This window comes from Clostridium manihotivorum (assembly GCF_004015185.1).
In the GTDB taxonomy this organism is placed as follows: domain Bacteria; phylum Bacillota; class Clostridia; order Clostridiales; family Clostridiaceae; genus Clostridium_AR; species Clostridium_AR manihotivorum.
On record NZ_CP025746.1, the window covers coordinates 4,753,578 to 4,773,633 of the forward strand.

A 20,056-nucleotide genomic window follows, 5' to 3' on the forward strand; every position below is an offset into this window, starting at 1 on the left:
TGCAGCTACATATTATTTAATTCCGCTTATCTTCCCTTTTAATGCTTTCATACGACCGTTTACATAGTTTAAGAGTTCATTTTTATTTTCCTTTATTTCAGCGGGAGCATTAGAAACTATAGTTATTAAATCTAACTTATTTGCTTTAACCTTTTCAGCAATTTCATAAGCTAGATATCTATTCTTTACGCTCCAGTAAGCATTGTTAAACTCATCTACCTGTCTTCTATTATAGTAACCTTTTTCTATACCAAATTGGAATAAATCTGCTGCTGCTTCCAATTCCTCTAAATCTTCAGCTTCTAAAGTTTCATTAATTAGCGATTGAAATGTTTTCATTCTAGCACCCCTCTTTAGTGAGATATTCTTATTTTAAACCTATAGATAATTTATATACTGGTTCATGTTAGATTAGTTCCCAGTAAAATACACATAGGATAAGACTCTACTATTTCACTTATAATATAAAATTTTTACCACCTATATAATACATTATATTACTATATTAAATCAAATAAAGTTTATTTTAAAATTTTTATTAAATTACTAATACAATTTCTAATTTACTATTTATATCTGTTTAGTAATATAATTTTAGTATATATACTTTAATAAATATAATGCATAGGTGTTTATAAATCCATGAAATTCTCTCTATTAGGACTAAACTAATAATTTTATTAACCATTAGTCATTAGTTACGCTTTAAATTATACTTTATTTAAAAGCCTTCTGCTATATCCTCATGATAAAATTGTACATAAAATAAATTATTTTATAATAGTACTCACTCATAACTTGAAATATTGGCAAAACTATAAATATATTACCCTTTATATTGAACCTCAACAAATAAACCTGTATATTATTTATATAATTAAAAATGTAGCACTTCAATCCGAAACCTATTTTCAAAACTCCTCTGGATTTTGAGATGAGAACTTGAAAATATAAATTTTAATATGAAGTAGCAAATTAAATCTGAATAAGATATTTCATATAAAACAATTAAGCTCTATTTTTTACTGTATTGCTAAATAAATATTCTAGTGACTTAAGATCGTTAAGCTAGAAAAAATTTATACGCTTTCCATTACAGTAAAAAACGTTATCTTATTGTACATACATTTTTGATACTTTAAGAATTTTGAAAGGAGTTACACAATGGAAGATAATTTTTATACTAAAAAAGAAGAATTAATGAATTCCCTAACCCACGGGATTGGAACTGCATTTGCAATAGCAGCTTTGGTTGTAGGAATTGTTCTAGCTGCCTTAAAAGGAACTGCTTGGCATGTAGTAAGCTTTTCCATATACGGCTCAACCTTAGTTATACTTTATCTAGAATCGACCTTATATCACAGCTTACCTGGTAAGAAGGTAAAAAGGTTATTTAGAAAGTTTGACCATATGTCCATATTTGTACTGATTGCTGGAAGCTATACACCGTTTTGTCTTACAGCTTTAAGAGGACCAGTAGGTTGGACTATCTTCGGTATTGTATGGGGGTGCACAGTAGTAGGAATAACTTTAAAGGCTTTTTATACCGGTAAACGAGAAATACTCTCTACTGTACTCTACGTTGTAATGGGTTGGCTTATAATGTTCGCTATTAAACCTCTTTATATAAGTATGCCTTTTTACGGGTTTTTATTTTTAGTTTTAGGTGGGGTTTCCTACACTGTAGGCGCATTCTTCTTCATAAAGGATTCAATTAAATATAATCATGCTATATGGCATCTTTTTGTTATAGCAGGAAGTGTATTCCACTACTTCTCAATCTTAAGTTTATTGTACTTGAAGTAATAAAAGCTTTATATTGGTGTTAATATTAAAAAGCCGCTGAAGCTATCTTTCTTCAGCGGCCTTTTTGCGTATCTAAATTTTTCTCAGAGTATATGTAGAGATACACTACTCCTCAACAAGTTCCAATACTATCCTACGCTTTTTAAACCCATACTTATTATAAAAGTTGATTACATTTTCATTACCAGCAGCTACTGTTATTACTTTTTTCTTTACATTATCACTTTCTAACCACTCCAAAGCCCTTCTTATCAATTCATCACCAATTCCGTACTTTCTAGCCCCTGATTTTAAAAATAGAGAGTCTACTTCTCCGATTGAATCCTGACTGATCGTACTTATACAGTATCCTATATAATTATCAAAAGAGTCTATAACTATATCAATATTTATTGCTCTTGAAGTCAGTAGCTTCTTTTTCCTTTCATTAAAGTTAAGGCTTTCATACTGACTTTTAAAGTCTATAGATTTCTCTTTATGATATTCATTTAGCAACTCCCATAATGGTTCTACACTATCTAAAAATTCTTTTCCTCCATTAATGTATCTATAACTCTCCATATCCTCATTGTGAAGGTGCCTATAACTCCCTTCATATCTCCTTTACATTTCTATTCTAATCAAATTATTTTAAATTAAGTCTATGTTTAATAATATTGTTCAAATTAATTATAATAATATTTTATTTTTGATACAATCTATCAAAGTAAACTATAAAACAATAACCGAGCTTCAATTGATAGTTATATTAATGATTAACTTTATTAGGTGCACTAAATTAACTATAAAAAACAATTTATAAAAAATTATTCAGAAGACGCTTTATGTTAAAATAAGTTAAATTTTACAAAAACTCTTTATATCGGTGCCATTTTTCTGTATATTTGTTATTGTAAGTGATGCATTTCTTTTTCTAAGTAACTAAAATCACATGAAAACAAAGTTATATTTCTAGCAAAAATAATATATTATGGCTCAACAGTTAATTTTATATTTATACTACAACCAATCTTAGAATAAGATGCGTTACCTATTTATTAAATTAGAAAGGACTGATATAACATGAAAAAGCTAATTAGAAAATTTAATCTATTCTTAGTATTCACTTTTATGCTTGCCTCTGTGTTTGTAACAAACTTCACAAGTTCTGCTAAGGCATATACAGCTACAACTTCTTCTTATAGCAGCTACGCTATAATAAATGATTTTCAAGGAGTTGCAGATTATATCCATGCCTATGGTCACTTACCAAGCAATTATATAACAAAGTCACAAGCTTACGCCTTAGGTTGGGAACCTGGAGAAGATCTTTGGGACTATGCACCTGGTAAAAGTATAGGTGGCGATGTTTTCACAAACTCTGAAAGAGTTTTGCCAACTAAGTCTGGTAGAGTTTGGCACGAATGTGATATTAACTATAATGGTGGACATAGAGGTGCTGATAGGCTTCTATATTCTAATGATGGCTTAATATACGGAACTACTGACCATTACAATACTTTCACTCGTTATTATTAAAAAGTTCCTAAATATATTATGAAGTGGCACACTAAAATACTAACTTAACCATTTCATTGATTTAGACTATAATAAGAAGAGCAGCTATTGGTTCTATAGGGAACCTATATGAAAACTTACTTAAGACTTGTTATAAAATCCCGGCTTCTGGGGATTTTATGGCATGTATAAATTAATAGTTGAAGTTGGTTCCCTATATTAAGGAGATGGATATATGAAAATAGTATTGGACGGCTCAACAATTACCGATAGAGAAAAGCTTCATTCCATACTTAAATCAGAATTTAATTTTCCAGATTACTATGGTAATAACTTAGATGCCCTTTGGGACTGCCTAACTGGCGATATTAAACTGCCCGTTACCTTAGAGTGGAAAAACTTTGATATAAGCCGAAATTTACTAGGTGATTATGCAGACAAAACACTAAATATACTTTTAAAAACTTCAGAACTATTAAAAGGAAAATTTGATGTAGAGGTATTTTAAAATACTTTTCTCTGTGGGAAATAATATATTATTGTTATAAAATTAAATGGCTAAGGAGAAAAAAACTCCTTAGCCATAATTATTTAATGTATATCTAGCAAACTAAAATCTAATTGATTACACTAACACATAAATCATAATACTTTCTTCTAGTTTCTAGTCCACTATATCCTCCGTTTACTCTTAAGGTAACTTCCTCTACAGTGGCTCCTTTATCACATAAATCATTCATACTATTCGAATGCCACCAAAAACCTGCACTCATCCAAGGATACATCACCGAGACATAATCTGCACCTTCCATAACTCTTGGATCATCAATATCTTCAGCAAATCTTACATAATTGTCATAGCCTGTTAGCTGTATATATCCAGCTCCCTTATACTTAGGACCATCACCAGCATATCTATTGCCTAAATTTGATCTGTATTCATAGGCAAGTCCGCTACCAATTTCCTTAGTATATAGACCTAATCCAGATTCATAACTACATTGACTTATAAAATGCCATATCCTTGGCAGTGTTATTATTTCATATTTTTGGAGACAATGATTTAAGTCCGTAATTATATTGATATTAACATTTTTCCAGCCGATAGTTCTAAGTTGCTCTCCACCTATATAGATGCTTGTAGCTCTCTCTCCTAAACTCTGGCTCAGCTTAGCTTTATTGTTTAATATTGCTTTGTATATCTCCTCTTCAGTAATATCACCAACTATTCCGTCTGGCTTCAAGTTGTTGTCTTTCTGAAACTCTAATACAGCCTCATTGGTAGCCCTTCCAAAACTTCCATCAGCTCCAGAAGTACCTACCTTATACCCCAAGGTCATTAGATTCTCTTGTAACTTGGTTACTTCAACACCAGTGCTTCCAAGCTTAATCATAGCAGCAACTCCTTACCCTTATATTATGGTATATTTTGTATACCATAATCTAATATATGCATCTCCCTAATAAATGTGCTACTACTATAAACATTAGGACAAGCTTAAAAAAATCTGTATAGTTAACTTATTGTAAACACTTTACATAATACATATAAAAACTTTATATTATGCTATAATTACTAAATAACTCTTTAATCTTACAATTAATGTATAGGCATCCAACTTCAACTATTAATTTATATATGCCCGATAGTCCCCAGAAGCCGGTATTATCGAACATTTATAAATTAAGTTTTCGTAAAGGATACCTATATATAGGGAAACAACTTCAACTATTAATTTATACTTGTTATAAATTTAGTTTTCATAAAGGTTCCCTTTATATAACAAAACTATTCTTTAATAGAGGAGCTCATTTATGTCTAACAAATACATATTTCTTATAGCCTTGACCCTGGTAATTCATTTTATCGATACATTATCTTACTCTGTAAGACTAAACTCAGTGAAGAGCGGTAATTTTGCTTTGTCAACCTCTTTATTTAACATAATTGTCTTAGTCTCAAGAACAGCTAACACCTTTCAGGGGCCTTTAATAGGTTCACTAATCGACTCTAGCATAAGCCATAAATATGATCCACTTATGCAGGTTCGTGGAATCATATTTGCAGCTTCAGGAGGAACCCTTATGGCCATAGTACTAATCCCTACATTTCTAAAGCTCTTTGGGGTAGCTATGGCAAAGTTAGAAGTTAGCGGTTCTATTCCTAGTCTTGTAGTACAATCACTTAGTGTAAGTAATATTAAAAGGATTGCTAAAAACACTATAAAGCCTAAAAAATCCATGCTTGATAATCTAAGATATAAAAACATACCAAAAAGGCTATTACTTTTAAATGCATTTATAACTGGTATATATACTATAGGAGTACTTTCATCAAATTATGCAGTTATATATTTGCCACAAAAGGCAGCTACCATAGCTCAATCCTCAGGACTTATAAACGGTATTGCAACTATCATGCTAACCCTTTTTATAGATCCAAAATCTGCTGTTATAACAGATGAAGCTTATAGAGGAAAAAGAGAGTACGGAGACGTAAAAGCTTTGGTTATAATGCTCATAGGTACTAAGCTTATCGGTACTCTTTTAGGTCAGTTATTTTTAGTTCCATCAGCTAGGCTGTTGTCTCTTATATATAAATAACTAAGATTGATAGGTTTATCAATATATGGGCAACCTTTATGAAAGCTTAAGTTATATTTGTTGCTCCTAAATTATAGTTTCTAAAGTCTTATAAATGTTATATAAAGAAAAAAAAGAACGTTCGTGTATAAGAAATATCTTATTGAACGTCTTTTTTTAATGTTACAACACAATAAAGGCAGTAAGCCCTTCTTCAAAAGTAATACTTCACTTATCAAAGGGAGCTAACAACAGTCTTTATAGAAGTGTATTTTACGGTCTTACAAAAACAGCTATAAATAAATCGATTATCCCTAATTTCAAGAAAGTACTTTATCATTTACTTAGCTTTAAAATAAACCTCTTCATCTTCTTCATTGCCTCCATTATTTCATCCATGGATGTGGCATAACAAGCTCTTACAAAACCTTCTCCACAAGCTCCGAAAGCATTTCCAGGCACCACTAATACCTTTTCTTCTAAGAGTAACCTTTCGCAAAATTCATCAGAGGTTAGCCCTGTAGACTTAATACAAGGAAATACATAAAAAGCACCTAAAGGCTCAAAACATTCAAGGCCCATCTCATTAAAAGCATTTAACATAACCCTTCTTCTTCTATTATATTCTCTCACCATCTCTTGTACATCATCATCACAATTCTTTAAGGCTTCTATTGCTCCGTATTGAGCTGTAGTAGGCGAACTCATTATTGCATACTGGTGTATTTTCTTCATAGCTTCTATTAAAACAGAGTGACCGCAAACATAACCTAATCTCCAGCCTGTCATAGCAAATGCTTTAGAAAATCCATTTATAACAATAGTTTTATCTTTTATTTCTGGGAAGCTAGCTATAGAAACATGCTTATCACCATAGGATAGTTCTGAATAAATTTCATCTGAGAGTATTATTATATCCTTATCCTTTAAAAAATTAACTATTGGTTCTAACTCTTCTCTTGTCATTATAGCTCCAGTTGGATTGTTAGGAAACGGAACAATCAAAACCTTAGTTTTTTCAGTAATTGCTTCCTCTAACAAATCTACAGTAAGCTTAAATTGATCTTCAGCTCTCAAATTTATAACAACAGGAGTTGCTCCAGTAAATGTAGTGCATCCTTTGTAAGCTACAAAACTAGGCTCCGGTATAATAACTTCATCTCCAGGACCTACTAGAGCTCTAAGGGCTATATCAATACCTTCACTACCCCCAACTGTAACTATTATCTGATCTTTAGGATCATACTGTAGTTGATATTTTTGCTCTAGGTAACTAGATATCTCTTCTCTAAGCTCCATAAATCCAGCATTTGAGGAGTAATGAGTATGCCCCTTTTCCAAAGAATATATTCCCGCTTCTCTTATATTCCAAGGAGTAACAAAATCAGGTTCACCAATACCTAATGAAATTACCCCCTCCATTTCATTAATCAAATCAAAATACTTTCTTATACCAGAAGGAGGCATATTTTTAACCCTTTTTAAAATCATATCTTCAAGCATCATATAAATATGTCCTCCCTATCATCTCTAGTCTTTTCTTCAAAAATAGTTCCATTATCTTTATACTTCTTCAACACGAAATGAGTAGCTGTACTCAATACATTTTCTTGAACCGCAAGCTTTTCAGAAACAAAAAGCGAAACCTCCTTCAGACTTTTGCCTTCTACTATCACTGTCAAATCAAAACCTCCAGACATTAAATAACAGGCTTTTACTTCTGGAAACTTATATATCCTTTCTGCAACCTTATCATAGCCTTCTCCTCTTTGAGGACTAACTCTTACTTCAATTAAGGCTGTAACACTATCCTTGTGAGTTTTTTCCCAATTTATCAAAGTTGTGTAACCAACAATTATATTATCATCTTCATATTTTTTTATGGTTTTCTCAACCTCTTCAGGGGATCTCCCCGTCATAACAGCTATCTCCTCAGCCGTATATTTACTGTTCTTTTCTAAGATTTCAAGAATTTCATCCATTGATAAAACCTCCTTTAATATAATTATAATTTTCGTATATATTAATAAAAAAATCGCTTAAGCGACATTCTTCAGTAAGCTTTTTTCGCATCTGCCTTTTCTGAACGAATGTGAAGAAATTCTGGCAGGCGACATAATTTTTTTTTACTATTTACAAAAAACAGCTACTCCAAAGTCTTTATAACGCTATGTTAAGCTAATAGAAAATTTTCTAATTGCATAGACAGTAAAAAATAAAAAACCCCTTCAATCCCTATAAAAGGGACGAAGGAGTATATTCGCGGTACCACCCTAATTAGCGCATAAGCACTCTCTTAGTAGGAATAAAACATTCTTTTTAGAAACGGATATTTCTAATTGAATACTTTAATTCCATTCCTCTATAACGTGAGGTTACGTCTTTATCTAATTAAGATTAAAAGTTAATCTTATTTCTCAACAAGAGACTCCAAGACTGCTTCCACTAAGCTTTTCTGTTGTAATTCCACCATCTACAACTCTCTTTAAGCAAAACACTAAGTGTACTCTTTCTTTTCAACACCTTTGTCATTTACAATTTTTATTTATTATACTCGCAAAATAATAAACAATCAATACTTTCACAAAAACTTTATTCCTTTAGTAAAAAACTCTTTCTTACTTTCATAGAATAATAATACCCTAAGTAATCTTAAAATGAATTAATTTTGTGTCCTACGCTTTTTTGTTCTACAGATGTTCCAGTTCATTTTAATTTTTCATAATTATGAATAAATTCATCCGATAATATTGTTTGGTTAAACAAAAAAACTATTTAGTTCTCTTATATAATTCAATAAAGTTACTTATAACATCTCTTAATAGTTCAAGTTTCTCCATTATTCATATTCAATTTGGAATTCAACTCTTATTATGTTAAGATTATTTATAATAAATTTATCACTTAGCTATCGGGGGATTATAATGAAAACAACTTTATATCTAGTAAGACATGGTGAAACAAAATGGAATACCGAAGGAAGATTTCAAGGATGCATTGACATAGAACTGTCAGATAACGGAATGGTTCAAGCAAAAAAGTTAAAAGAAAGATTAAAAGATTCCTTTGATATAGTTTATACAAGCCCTCTTATGAGAGCTAAAAAGACTGCAGAAACTATTTGCGAAGGTACTGCTATAACTCCGATTGAAGAATTTAACTTAAGAGAAATAAATTTTGGTGATTGGGAAGGTCTTACCTTAACAGAAATAAAGGAAACTTATTCTCAGGAGTTTTTAAAGTGGCGTGAAGATGAACTAGTAGGGCCTATTTGCGGTGGTGAACTTTCTATAAAAGCTGCTTGTGATAGAGCTAAGAAAGCTGTTTTAAAAATTGTTGAAGAAAATCAAAGTTCTAAAATAGTTATAGTTGCACATGGAGGCATAATAAAAGCTGCTCTTATCGGACTTTTTGACTGGAAGATGACCATGTACCATAAGCTGCTTTTAGGTAACACCTCAATAAATGAGCTAAGCTTTAATGAAATCTTTGAACCTAGAATAGTTTCAGTAAATGATTTGAACCATCTTAAGTAACTTGACTTGTGCGTTAATTTGAGAAAACTTTCTATGGATATAAATCCATAAATTACTTATTAAAATTTTTACACAAAAATAGCATAGCTGCTTCCAAATATGTTAAGCTTGAATTGCCACAACAAGTCTAAGGACGTAAATCTATGGTGACTGCAATAGAAAACTATATTTTAGAGTTAAATCTACCATATTCTTCTGGGTTAAAGAATCATATGGTAAATCTAATCTCTGGAATAACCGTCACCGAAGTAAGCAAAAATCTATCTTCAATTTATCCAAGCTTGCTTGTAATAGGCATCGAAGTACAGGTTCAAGGTTTCTGGGCTCATACTAATGTAATCATGAGTATGTAAATGATGAACGAATATTTCATGCTATATCTGAAATCTCAAATGCATCAAATGATGATGATATTGGATTTCTAATTATTGATGATACTTTAAGTAAAAAGTATGTTTCTATAAAAAATGTTGAAGGCTTAGATTATTATTGAGGAGTGATATTTATGAGAAAAAAAAGAGCGATTATTTTATCAATTTTAGTATTTTCAATTATTCTTATCATAGGAATTACTTCCTACTATTTTCATTATAACAATGAAAAAAAATATAATCTTTTGTTATCTGATGCTCAGCGCATGGAAAATGCCGGCGAATTTGAAAAAGCCAAACAGTTGTATAACGATAGTTTAAAAATGAAAAACAGTAAGGATGTAATTTCAAAACTAAATAATATAACTACAAGTGAAAAAAATCTTATAGGATTAAAGATTTTAGATTCATTGATTAGTGATAAAAAATATAATGATGCATTAAGCTATTTAGATTCAGTAGTTGATAATTCAAAATATGTAATGGACAAGGTTACTACTAAAAAGCAAGAAATTACTAAATTAAAATCAGACTATATAAGTTCTAATAAGGTTTCTACATTCTAACGCATAGCCTGTCTATTGTTGCTGTAGGAACCTTATTTATTGTTCTAATGAAATTTTGTATTGAATCCTTAACACGATTCACACTCTTAAAGAACACATTATTCACTACAGATGATTTTAACCATCCCCATAACCCCTCAATTAGATTTAGTTCTGGACTATATGGTGGTAAAAACATTAATTCAAGTCTATCCTTCATTTCTTCCAAAAACGGTTGTATCAACTTAGCATGATGAATCCTAGCATTGTCAAGAACAATCACTATTTTACCCTTCGGGTATTGCGAAAGCACCTTCTTTAAAAACTCAAGAAATACTACAGCATCATATTTATCATGTTCTTCACAATAGACATGACCGGTTTCATAATCTAATATTCCTATTAATTTTACGCCTGCATTCTTTCCATAAGTAGGTATCTTTCGTTGTTGACCTTTTACAAACCATGTCTTTTGAATAGCCTGATAATCTCTTATCATTGATTCATCTTGAAATAATATAGTATCAACTAAGCCATCAAGGTGTTTTTTTTAGAGTTTCAAAATCTGTTTTAAAAACTTCTTGTTTTTCCTTATCAGCCTTTTTAAGTACGTATGTTGGTCTTGTATAACTCAAATTTAGCCTATGAAGTATAACTGCCATGTTTGCTATGTTTTATAATAATTTTAAAGTTAAGCATAACCCATTGACATACTAACTTAATTGTCCAGTTTTTATTGCTTCAAAGCCTACTTCGTCAGGCGTGTTATTTGTTATTACATAAATAAGTTCTTGTTCTTGCTCAGGGCTTAATTTTCTAGGGGCACCAGATGGTTTCTTCATAGCAAGACCTTCTAACCCATTGACTTTATACTTTTAATATAGCTACCAACAGCATGCTCTTCTAACCCTTCCATTTCTGCAATTACTTTATTCTGAAAGCCTTGAAGATGCTTTAAAACTACAGAGTATCGTTTATACATTCTTATATTTTTAGTTTTTTTCATTGCCGCTTGTAATTCCAATATTGCTTTATTATTATATTCAACTGTATTCTTCATCACATTATTCATTTGAATCACCTCACAAAATAAATATATATTTATTTTGTGTATTCTTAGCAAATAGTATAAACGGAAATTAAATGGTAATGAATTTTATTAAATAGAACTTATATATGAAGAGCAGGTAAAAAAAGAACAAGAAGATCAATTAGAAAAGCAAAAGCAAGAGGAAGAAAATAAAAAAAAGTTAGAATTAGCAAGACAAGAAGAACAAAAGAAAACTAAAACTACTACTAATGCTAATACTCAACAATCTACAGCTGCTCAATCCAAGCCTAGTTTAAACTTAAATATTCCACATCATCCACCTATAAATAAAGCTTATATTCCTTGGGAGAGAGCTGTATATATAGCTGTTGAAGATTTTTTAAATAAAAATCCTAAGCTTACTCAAAAGGATATAAGCTTTTCTGATAAATATGGTGGAGATACTACTATTGATGGCAGTTATTATATAGACATTAGAGATGCTTCCACAAAAACAATTTTAGCTGATTATGAAATATCACCTACATTAGGTGGGGATATTGTTAGAATTGATAAACCACATTAAAAATAAACATGTTTAATCTTATGCTAAAAACATGTTTGCTAACTATAAAGATGTAATGTTTAGGGCTAAAATATAATGCGCCATGGTTCTTTGGTTTCGAGCTCATGGCACATTATATTATATTATATTATATTATATAATATAATATAATATTAAAACTTCATAAATTGATATACTCTTTCATTATAACTATATATTTATAAAATCATATAAATATATAGTTATAATGGGCTTTTAGGGCATATTTTTATGCTTTTATTTAATTTAAGCACTACTTAATTTAGCTCTCTTTTAAAATCCTTAAACCAAGTTCCTTGATAAGTGAGCTTGCCTCTGTCTCCTTCTGCTAGAAGTCCATACATCCTACCGCTTAAAGGCAGTTCTAACCTTTCTCCATGCTCCGTTTCAAAGGTTATGTAGTAAGTTGTACTAGTAGAATTGGTGGTGGTATTATTGACACCTGAATTACTACTATGATGAGATACATTGGTTCTTTTTCCTATCACCTTTGCTTCTACTGTAATGACAGGAGACTTAACATTTTTTATACTTTGAGCTATTGCACGTATTATAGTAAAAACAATTACTACAAAAATAATGCCAAAAAACAGCTTCATAAAGATTGGCATATCACCAAAGAAAGATGAGCCCGCAAAATTATCCATCTAATACCTCCTACAAACTTATGTATACATAAATTTCTCATTTATTGCCTATATGTTGTATTATTCTATATATGTATTACTTGTCCTCTAAATTATGCGTTATTTGTATAAATTTTACCATAAAAATCAAAAGGTCACTGAAGTGACACTTCTTTAGCGACTTTTTTGCGTATCTGCCTTTCTGAATGTATATTTGGAAGATCTATCAATCGAATAAGATTTCTTTTTTACTGTTTGCCCTAAATAGCCGTTATAATCCATTGATATTGCTAGGTTTAGCTAGCAAAAAGTTTTATACTTTTTTAACAGAAAAAAATAATCATATCAACTCTATATCGGTCAATCAGTTGATATGATTATTCTAACATTTATCTAATGGTTGCAAGCTTAGTTAGCCAATGCATATTGGCTATTATATAAATTGGCATAGAAGCCCTTGGCTTCAAGAAGCTGTTCATGATTTCCTTTTTCTATAATTTTTCCGTTATTCATTACAAGTATCAAATCTGCTTCTCTTATGGTTGATAGCCTATGTGCTATTACAAAGCTTGTTTTGCCTTTCATTAAGGTTAAGAAAGCTTTTTGTATTCTAACTTCTGTCAAGGTATCTATACTGCTGGTAGCTTCATCTAGTATAAGCATAGTTGGATTCATAAGCATCACTCTAGCAATAGTTAATAGCTGCCTTTGTCCTTGAGATAGATTACCTCCATCTTCAGTTATCATAGTATCATATCCATTGGGAAGCCTCTTTATAAAGCTATGTGCATAAGCAGCCTTGGAAGCCTTTATTATCTCCTCCTCAGTAGCATCTTTCCTACCATAGGCTATATTATCTCTTATAGTTCCTGCAAAAAGCCAGCTTTCTTGAAGCACCATACCAAAAGAACTTCTTACACTTTCCCTAGTAACTTCTTTTGTGTCTTTTCCATCTATGAATATGCTACCACCATCAGTCTCATAGAATCTCATCAAAAGATTTACTAAGGTAGTTTTTCCAGCTCCAGTTGGACCAACTATAGCCACTGTACTACCTGGCTTTATATCCATAGTGAAGTCTTCTATTAAAGGGCTTTCTTTTTTATATGAAAAACTAACATTTTCAAATCTTACTTCTCTAACTCCCTTGTCTTTTATAATATCTTTGTTTTCTTCGGACACTTCGCCCTTTTCGTCCAACACAGCAAATACCCTTTCAGCAGAAGCCATAGCTGATTGAAGCTGAGTTGCTATGCTTGTTATATCATTTATAGGCTTTGCAAATTGATTTGAATATATTAAGAAGCTTGATATTTTACCAATCGAAAGTCCACCTGCCACTGAAACTAATGCACCTATTATACCCGAAAAAATATAAGTTAAATTGTTTATATATCTAGTCCCTGGATTAGTCAAGGATGAATAAAATTGGGCTTTTTGTCCACATTGATACAATCTGTCATTGATCTCCTTGAACACCTGTTGAGATCTCTCTTCATAATTGAAAGCCTTGACTATTTTTTGATTTCCTATTATCTCTTCTATATATCCATTAAGCTCTCCTAGAGTCTTTGACTGCTCTCTAAACATTTTCTTAGAATTTTTAGCTATAAAAGATGATAGTAAAAAGCATAGCGGCGTCATAACAACAACTACCAAGGTAATTACTGGACTTATGGCTACCATAAAAATCAACGAACCTAAAAAGGTCACGATCCCAGAAAATAGCTGGGTTATTCCTTGTAGTAACCCCTCTGAAACTGCATCTATATCATTGGTAAACCTACTAATAATATCTCCATGTGCCTTTCCATCGTAATATTTAAGTGGCAAAGTATTTAACTTTTCAAACAGCTCTTCTCTTATATCTCTTACAGTCCTGTTTGATATTACATTTGTAAATATTGATAAAAACCATTGAAGCAACGCACTTAATCCATAAACAACAGCAAGAAGTGCTACTACCTTAAGTATCTCTGGAAAATCAACCTGCCCTCTCTTAACCATATAGTCTATGGCTTTACCTGTAAAAAAAGGAGCTATTATAGTAAGAATATTGCTTGCTATAGCAAAAACTATAACCAAACTCAATTGTATCTTATACTTTTTTACATATGTCAATAATCTGCTTAACGTTTTATTTTTCAATCTAACAACCTCCTATTTCTCGACCTGAGAGAGGCAAATTTCTTTATAAACTTCACAGGTTTCTAAGAGTTCCTCATGTGTTCCAAGTCCTGCTTGATTTCCATCATCTAAGACTAGGATCATATCAGAATCCTTAACCACATTTACTCTCTGAGAAACTATAACTAACGTCATTTCTTCTGTATTACTCTTAAGGGCCTTTCTGAGTGCTGCATCTGTAGCATAATCAAGCGCACTAGAGCTATCATCTAATATAAGTATCTCTGGCTTCTTCACCAATGCTCTTGCTATAGTTAATCTTTGCTTTTGCCCCCCTGACAGATTAGCTCCGCCTTGTGTTATTTTTGTGTTATAAGCGTTAGGCTGCTTTTCAATAAATTCTGAAGCTTGAGCTATTCTAGCAGCCTTTTTGATTTCCTCATCAGAAGCATCCTCTCTTCCCCACTTTAAGTTTTCTTCAATAGTTCCTGTAAATACTACTGCTTTTTGTGGCACGACTCCTATCTTATCCCTCAATTCAACTTGACTGCAATTTACTACATCAATATCATTGACTTTAATGTTTCCTTCATCGCAATCATAAAATCTCGGTATCAGACTTATAAGAGTGCTTTTTCCAGAGCCTGTAGCTCCTATTATTCCTAATGTTTTACCTTTTTTCAGCTTGAAAGAAATATCCTTTAAGGCGTATTCATTGGAGCCTTTATAAGTAAAGGTAACATTATTGAACTCTATAGCTTCTTCCGAACCCTTTTCGACACTTAATCTATTCAAGTTTAAAATAGCTTCTTTGTCTACTATACTTCCCTTTGTATCAAAAATCTCATTAACACGGCTTGCAGATGCAGCTGCTTTAGTAAATGTAACAACAAGATTAGCAACTACAACTAATGCAGAAAAAATTTGAATAATGTAATTTATGTAAGCTATTACTTGTCCCTGTGTCATGCCACCTACATTTACTCTAATACCACCAAACCATATTACTGCAATAATAGCAAAATTCATTATTATAGATGTAGCTGGGTTCATAAGTGCAGCTATACTTCCAACCCTAACAGCTGTGTCTGACAAATCTGAATTAGCAGCTCTAAATCTAGACTTTTCATAATCTACTTTATCAAAAGCTCTTACAACTCTAACACCAGAAAGATTTTCTCTAAGTATAACTGCTAATCTATCAAGCTTACCTTGTACCTTTTTATACAATGGTATGGACTTTCTCATTACTAGAAACAATACTAAAACAAATACCGGAAGTATTATGAGTATTACTATGGATAGTTTCAAATCAAGTATCATGGCCATAACAATACCACCAATACATAGGAACGGAGCTCTTACCACTAGACGGATCCACATTGCTACCGCCAACTGTAATTGATTAACATCGTTAGTTGTTCTGTTGATCAAAGATGCAGTACCAAAACTATCTATCTCTGCGTGAGAAAAGGTTCCAATATGCTTAAAAATAGCATTTCTCAAAACTGTCCCAAACCCTTGAGAAGCAATAGACGCAAAGTATTGGCAGGTGAAAGCAAAAGTTACTCCTAGAGTTGCAATCACCAACATCAAAGCTCCCATCTTTAGTATATATGGTACATCTCTGTTCTTAACTCCATTATCAATAACTAGTGCCATTATGGTCGGAATCATAAGCTCAAATATAGCTTCTAAAAGCTTAAAAAACTGACCTAAAAAAACGTTTTTTTTATAATTTTTTAAGAAAGGTATTAATTTTATCAAGACTTTTCCTCCTTGAATAATTCTTTCAGCAAATCTCCTTCAAGGTTCACTATGTTTTAATTATAGCAAAGGACTTACTATATTAAAAATATTAATTATATGCATTATCCATACAAAAAAAGTATAGGTAAATATAACCTATACTTTAAAACTTATCATTCACACTCAAATCAAGCTCTACTAAATCCTTCATATTGCTAAATCTAGCTGTCAATAAATTTTATACTGATTTAAACAATAAAAAAGTGAACTTAGTAAAAACTATCTTAATTTATACCTCTAGCTTCTTCCCGCAATTACTACAAACTTCTTCGCCATCTTGTAGCTCTGCTCCACAATAATAACAATAAGCTATTTTAGGCCTATTATTTTCTTCCTTATTTATCTGACTCTCAGCTTGTCTCTTTATATTGTTCCATGTGGCTATAGAAAATATGTAAGCTAATATGGTGCAGGCTATCAGCTCTATTCCCTTTAAAATAATCTGATTTTTCCCAAAAGTCATTTTCCCAAATATAATTTCTTTGATATCTCCAATAAAGAATACAATAATAATCATTATTACAGCTGATAAAACATATCTTTTCTTACCTATCTTTTCAAAGTTATCCCACAGTGTTTTTGGATCCGTTCTCATTTTGACTCCTTCCTAGCAATATAATAAAATGAACTTTTGTCCTAGCTCCTAATTACTAAGACTAGTTCAAATAAATTCTAAATCTAATCCTTCTTATAAATTGTACTATTTAATCTATATATTAACAATATACCTTTATTCTCATTATTTGTTGTATATTCTAAAAGTTCATACTATGATTTCAAAATAATCAGGTTTATTCTTTCTCCTTTATACTCTTTAATAAATCGCCGTATGCTTATACAAAGCTTTATCAAAATATAATTTTCTACTAAGAAGACAAACTTTTTCATTATACTTTTGTGAGATTCTTAGACTTCGTGGAAATTCCTAAAGAATAAATATGGCGCAAGTAAAAAATACTTGCGCCACCATTATATATCATTAATTAACTTGAAATACTACTTTGTGATTATTCCTTTTATAAATTCCTTTGCATTATTCAAATCACTTGCATCAGGGTGATTCTTTGCTCTTCCGCCAATAAGTTTAAACGGTCCAAAGGTATCCCAACCCTTACATGAGAAGTTTCCAAGAACCTTAGCTTTCTTGCCTTCAAGTATATTTAAAACAGCTTGATGATTTCTTACTGAGCCGCTATCATTTGTGGAAAACACAAAAACTTCTTTATTTTCTAAGCTTGCACTCTCAATTAAAGCAACCATCTTTTTATCAAATCCAAATCCATATATACCTGATCCGAAACCTATTAGATCATATTTAGAAAAATCTATGTTTCTAGCCTGAGCCTCTTCTACTACCTCAGCTTTTGCCACTTCTCCCATAGCTAAAGCTACTTTCTTTGTATTACCATGATGATAAGAACAATAGACAATCAAAGTCTTCATCTTTTTCTCCCTCTTTCTTTAGAATGCACAATTATATTTTACATCATTAAATTTTACAAAATCTATTCACAAGGATAATATTATACCAATTAGTTTAAAAAGTAAATATGTTATTTGATAAAAATTTATCATTATTTTTATGTGCAATCTAAGCTTCAAATAAACATTTTATATTGAAAAATTCCAGCAACATTTCTTTAATACATACTTACATAGATTAATTAAATTCTATATATACTACTTGTAGTAATAACATTGCTTGAAATATTCTCAGATTCATATGCACCTAAAACATGTTAAAGTTCTATAATATCCATCTAATAATTGAACTAATTACTATTAGCACCTAATATTCTAATTAATAACCTAATAAAAAACTTTATGAGATCACAGACTATTACTTAAATTTATCCCTGGACAAATTTGTTATTTGTAACTATAAATTGAATTGACATTAGGGAATTATAATGATAATATAAAATTAAATTGTGTACAACTTAATTCTTCTAGGTATATATTTTATTACGAGAATATGCATTTAAAGATGTACCACTTCAATTCGAAATCAATTTTAAAAACTCCTGTAGTTTTTGAGAGGAGAATTTGAAAATATAAATTTTATTATGAGGTGGTACATCTATCCATAAAACTTTAAAACTTAACAAAGAAATTATTATATTCAGATCATATAAAAACTTATTAATATAGGAGTGATAATATGGCAATTAACGATAGAATGTTAAAGGTATTAAAGGCTCTTCAGAAAAGTGAGCTTACAGAAAAACTTATCTATATAAACATAGCCAAATATATAAAAGATGATAAAAACCGAGAAACTCTTCTTAGAATTGCAGAAGAAGAACAAAAGCATTATGATATATGGAAAAAGTATTCTAAGGTTGATGTAGAACCGTCAAAACTACAAATTTTCTTCTATACATGTCTTGCTAAGATTTTTGGATATACTTTTGTAATAAAAAAGATGGAAAACTCCTTAAATAGATCTCTTTACAATGATAGCGCAGATGATGAACTTAAAGAGCTAGTACCAGAAATAGAAACTATCCAAAAAGCGGAGCTAGTACATGAACAGAAGATGATAGAGTTGTTAGATGAAGAAAGACTTCAATATGTAGGATCTATGGTATTAGGGTTAAATGATGCCTTAGTTGAATTTACTGGAAGCTTGGCAGGCTACTCTTTTGCTATGCAAAGCAATAAACTTATATCTCTGGCAGGTTTAATAACTGGTATATCTGCAACACTTTCTATGACCTCTTCAGAGTTTTTATCTGCCCGTTCAGAAGGCGATAAAAACGCAAAAAAATCTGCTTTCTATACTGGAATAGCATATTTATTAACTGTTGTAATATTAATACTTCCATATTTGCTGCTACCGGACAATATGTATAGCTTATCTCTTATGATTATGCTTGTGCTAGTAATAATGATAATAGCGGCTTTCAACTACTATATTTCAGTGGCAAAAAACTTATCCTTTAAAAAGCGTTTTGCCGAAATGTCACTTATAAGTCTTAGCGTTGCCGCAGTGTCCTTTGTAATTGGGTTATTAGTAAAAAAATTCTTAGGTATAGATGTTTAATTTTATACATTGTTATAAAACTAAAGCTCCCAATAAATATGAACCAATTATATTTATTGGGAGTTTTTCTTTGCATTATTCAAGTTTGTTTTCTTCAATATATTTGTCTACATCAATTATAACCTTGTTCTTAATGCTAAGAATTTTCTTTGGTAAACTAATAATCAAATTACTCCCATCAAAGTTGCCTGCTATATTTCTTGAATCAACATTTGGTACATAGAAGGTTTTCCTCACATTATTAACCTGTTGAAAGAAAACCACCCCTCCATATCCACTCCTATTTGACACTCTCTTTATTAGCACATCAATAGTCAAGTAATCATTGTCATAGTTCAAATTTATGTTATCTCTAGGCACCCCTATTAGCTTACCAAGAACCACATACTTATCATCTAAATCTAGCATTTTAAATTCAGCTTTGCTTTCATTAAAATTGCTCATCATATTAAATAATGCAAACATTAAGTTTTCCT

18 protein-coding genes, 2 pseudogenes and 1 other annotated feature are annotated in these 20,056 nt (G+C 30.9%); of the genes and pseudogenes, 8 read left to right on the forward strand and 12 right to left on the reverse strand.

Annotated features, from left to right (window positions below; genetic code table 11):
- Nucleotides 1–12 precede the first annotated feature (12 nt).
- The gene (locus C1I91_RS21370) at nt 13–339 is read right to left on the reverse strand and encodes a hypothetical protein (protein ID WP_128214693.1); all 327 of its coding nucleotides are present in this window, start codon (nt 337–339) and stop codon (nt 13–15) included.
- Between the two features lie 825 nt (nt 340–1,164).
- On the opposite strand from C1I91_RS21370, the gene trhA reads away from it, so the two are divergent.
- Nucleotides 1,165–1,806 carry a PAQR family membrane homeostasis protein TrhA gene (trhA, locus tag C1I91_RS21375; RefSeq protein ID WP_128214694.1) on the forward strand — a complete coding sequence of 214 codons (642 nt, stop codon included), beginning with the start codon at nt 1,165–1,167 and terminating at the stop codon, nt 1,804–1,806.
- Nucleotides 1,807–1,911: 105 nt separating this feature from the next.
- On the opposite strand, the gene C1I91_RS21380 is transcribed toward trhA, so the two are convergent.
- On the reverse strand, nt 1,912–2,367 hold the full coding sequence (locus C1I91_RS21380; RefSeq protein WP_128214695.1) for a GNAT family N-acetyltransferase: 456 nt from the start codon (nt 2,365–2,367) through the stop codon (nt 1,912–1,914).
- A gap of 501 nt (nt 2,368–2,868) precedes the next feature.
- Here C1I91_RS21380 and C1I91_RS21385 point away from each other — a divergent pair.
- Together C1I91_RS21385 and C1I91_RS21390 are read left to right on the forward strand one after the other, a co-directional pair.
- The gene (locus tag C1I91_RS21385; RefSeq protein ID WP_128214696.1) at nt 2,869–3,324 is read left to right on the forward strand and encodes a ribonuclease; all 456 of its coding nucleotides are present in this window, start codon (nt 2,869–2,871) and stop codon (nt 3,322–3,324) included.
- Between the two features lie 214 nt (nt 3,325–3,538).
- Entirely contained in the window at nt 3,539–3,811 is a 273-nt protein-coding gene (locus tag C1I91_RS21390) for a barstar family protein (RefSeq protein ID WP_128214697.1), read from the forward strand.
- A gap of 109 nt (nt 3,812–3,920) precedes the next feature.
- Here the strand turns inward: C1I91_RS21390 and C1I91_RS21395 are convergent, their stop codons facing one another.
- The gene (locus C1I91_RS21395) at nt 3,921–4,697 is read right to left on the reverse strand and encodes a peptidoglycan-binding protein (protein WP_128214698.1); all 777 of its coding nucleotides are present in this window, start codon (nt 4,695–4,697) and stop codon (nt 3,921–3,923) included.
- A gap of 421 nt (nt 4,698–5,118) precedes the next feature.
- On the opposite strand from C1I91_RS21395, the gene C1I91_RS21400 reads away from it, so the two are divergent.
- Nucleotides 5,119–5,907, forward strand: a complete 789-nt coding sequence (locus tag C1I91_RS21400) for a lipid II flippase Amj family protein (protein WP_128214699.1) — start codon at nt 5,119–5,121, stop codon at nt 5,905–5,907.
- 315 nt (nt 5,908–6,222) lie between these two features.
- On the opposite strand, the gene C1I91_RS21405 is transcribed toward C1I91_RS21400, so the two are convergent.
- Together C1I91_RS21405 and C1I91_RS21410 are read right to left on the reverse strand one after the other, a co-directional pair.
- Nucleotides 6,223–7,392, reverse strand: coding sequence for an aminotransferase class I/II-fold pyridoxal phosphate-dependent enzyme (locus tag C1I91_RS21405; protein WP_128214700.1), 1,170 nt, complete (start codon nt 7,390–7,392; stop codon nt 6,223–6,225).
- Nucleotides 7,389–7,868 carry an Lrp/AsnC family transcriptional regulator gene (locus C1I91_RS21410; protein ID WP_128214701.1) on the reverse strand — a complete coding sequence of 160 codons (480 nt, stop codon included), beginning with the start codon at nt 7,866–7,868 and terminating at the stop codon, nt 7,389–7,391. The genes C1I91_RS21405 and C1I91_RS21410 overlap by 4 nt, the downstream gene beginning before the upstream one ends.
- A gap of 257 nt (nt 7,869–8,125) precedes the next feature.
- Nucleotides 8,126–8,415, reverse strand: a binding site (T-box leader).
- Nucleotides 8,416–8,810: 395 nt separating this feature from the next.
- Between C1I91_RS21410 and C1I91_RS21415 the strand changes: the two genes are divergently transcribed.
- The 3 genes and pseudogenes from C1I91_RS21415 (at nt 8,811) to C1I91_RS21425 (ending at nt 10,359) form a co-directional block, all read left to right on the forward strand.
- Nucleotides 8,811–9,422: a histidine phosphatase family protein gene (locus C1I91_RS21415; protein ID WP_128214702.1), complete on the forward strand. Its 612-nt coding sequence runs from the start codon at nt 8,811–8,813 to the stop codon at nt 9,420–9,422.
- Between the two features lie 155 nt (nt 9,423–9,577).
- A pseudogene (locus C1I91_RS21420) lies at nt 9,578–9,912 on the forward strand (IS701 family transposase); the annotation flags it as partial.
- A 15-nt stretch (nt 9,913–9,927) separates the two neighbouring features.
- Nucleotides 9,928–10,359, forward strand: coding sequence for a hypothetical protein (locus C1I91_RS21425; RefSeq protein ID WP_128214703.1), 432 nt, complete (start codon nt 9,928–9,930; stop codon nt 10,357–10,359).
- Here C1I91_RS21425 and C1I91_RS21430 read toward each other — a convergent pair.
- The 6 genes and pseudogenes from C1I91_RS21430 to C1I91_RS21455 all read right to left on the reverse strand — a co-directional run bounded on the left by C1I91_RS21430 (nt 10,349) and on the right by C1I91_RS21455 (nt 17,977).
- Nucleotides 10,349–11,398: pseudogene (locus tag C1I91_RS21430) on the reverse strand (IS630 family transposase). The gene C1I91_RS21425 and the pseudogene C1I91_RS21430 sit on opposite strands and share 11 nt — an antisense overlap.
- An 831-nt stretch (nt 11,399–12,229) precedes the next feature.
- Nucleotides 12,230–12,619 (reverse strand): DUF2500 domain-containing protein, encoded by a 390-nt coding sequence (locus C1I91_RS21435; RefSeq protein WP_238475862.1) that lies wholly within the window; start codon nt 12,617–12,619, stop codon nt 12,230–12,232.
- Nucleotides 12,620–13,006: 387 nt separating this feature from the next.
- On the reverse strand, nt 13,007–14,746 hold the full coding sequence (locus tag C1I91_RS21440; protein ID WP_128214704.1) for an ABC transporter ATP-binding protein: 1,740 nt from the start codon (nt 14,744–14,746) through the stop codon (nt 13,007–13,009).
- Between the two features lie 12 nt (nt 14,747–14,758).
- Nucleotides 14,759–16,492: an ABC transporter ATP-binding protein gene (locus tag C1I91_RS21445; RefSeq protein WP_128214705.1), complete on the reverse strand. Its 1,734-nt coding sequence runs from the start codon at nt 16,490–16,492 to the stop codon at nt 14,759–14,761.
- A 271-nt stretch (nt 16,493–16,763) separates the two neighbouring features.
- The gene (locus tag C1I91_RS21450) at nt 16,764–17,129 is read right to left on the reverse strand and encodes a zinc-ribbon domain-containing protein (protein WP_128214706.1); all 366 of its coding nucleotides are present in this window, start codon (nt 17,127–17,129) and stop codon (nt 16,764–16,766) included.
- A 401-nt stretch (nt 17,130–17,530) separates the two neighbouring features.
- Nucleotides 17,531–17,977 (reverse strand): flavodoxin family protein, encoded by a 447-nt coding sequence (locus tag C1I91_RS21455; protein ID WP_128214707.1) that lies wholly within the window; start codon nt 17,975–17,977, stop codon nt 17,531–17,533.
- 718 nt (nt 17,978–18,695) lie between these two features.
- On the opposite strand from C1I91_RS21455, the gene C1I91_RS21460 reads away from it, so the two are divergent.
- A complete protein-coding gene (locus C1I91_RS21460; RefSeq protein ID WP_128214708.1) occupies nt 18,696–19,580 on the forward strand; it encodes a VIT1/CCC1 transporter family protein in 885 nt (294 codons plus the stop codon).
- A 75-nt stretch (nt 19,581–19,655) separates the two neighbouring features.
- Here the strand turns inward: C1I91_RS21460 and C1I91_RS21465 are convergent, their stop codons facing one another.
- Entirely contained in the window at nt 19,656–20,045 is a 390-nt protein-coding gene (locus tag C1I91_RS21465) for an alpha-crystallin domain-containing protein (protein ID WP_128214709.1), read from the reverse strand.
- Nucleotides 20,046–20,056: the final 11 nt, after the last annotated feature.

Coding starts and splice junctions, on each gene's coding strand:
- C1I91_RS21370 (WP_128214693.1), bottom strand. CDS start 339: ATGAAAACATTTCAATCGCTAATTAATGAAACTTTAGAAGCTGAAGAT.
- trhA (WP_128214694.1), top strand. CDS start 1,165: ATGGAAGATAATTTTTATACTAAAAAAGAAGAATTAATGAATTCCCTA.
- C1I91_RS21380 (WP_128214695.1), bottom strand. CDS start 2,367: ATGGAGAGTTATAGATACATTAATGGAGGAAAAGAATTTTTAGATAGT.
- C1I91_RS21385 (WP_128214696.1), top strand. CDS start 2,869: ATGAAAAAGCTAATTAGAAAATTTAATCTATTCTTAGTATTCACTTTT.
- C1I91_RS21390 (WP_128214697.1), top strand. CDS start 3,539: ATGAAAATAGTATTGGACGGCTCAACAATTACCGATAGAGAAAAGCTT.
- C1I91_RS21395 (WP_128214698.1), bottom strand. CDS start 4,697: ATGATTAAGCTTGGAAGCACTGGTGTTGAAGTAACCAAGTTACAAGAG.
- C1I91_RS21400 (WP_128214699.1), top strand. CDS start 5,119: ATGTCTAACAAATACATATTTCTTATAGCCTTGACCCTGGTAATTCAT.
- C1I91_RS21405 (WP_128214700.1), bottom strand. CDS start 7,392: ATGATGCTTGAAGATATGATTTTAAAAAGGGTTAAAAATATGCCTCCT.
- C1I91_RS21410 (WP_128214701.1), bottom strand. CDS start 7,868: ATGGATGAAATTCTTGAAATCTTAGAAAAGAACAGTAAATATACGGCT.
- C1I91_RS21415 (WP_128214702.1), top strand. CDS start 8,811: ATGAAAACAACTTTATATCTAGTAAGACATGGTGAAACAAAATGGAAT.
- C1I91_RS21425 (WP_128214703.1), top strand. CDS start 9,928: ATGAGAAAAAAAAGAGCGATTATTTTATCAATTTTAGTATTTTCAATT.
- C1I91_RS21435 (WP_238475862.1), bottom strand. CDS start 12,619: ATGGATAATTTTGCGGGCTCATCTTTCTTTGGTGATATGCCAATCTTT.
- C1I91_RS21450 (WP_128214706.1), bottom strand. CDS start 17,129: ATGAGAACGGATCCAAAAACACTGTGGGATAACTTTGAAAAGATAGGT.
- C1I91_RS21455 (WP_128214707.1), bottom strand. CDS start 17,977: ATGAAGACTTTGATTGTCTATTGTTCTTATCATCATGGTAATACAAAG.
- C1I91_RS21460 (WP_128214708.1), top strand. CDS start 18,696: ATGGCAATTAACGATAGAATGTTAAAGGTATTAAAGGCTCTTCAGAAA.
- C1I91_RS21465 (WP_128214709.1), bottom strand. CDS start 20,045: ATGTTTGCATTATTTAATATGATGAGCAATTTTAATGAAAGCAAAGCT.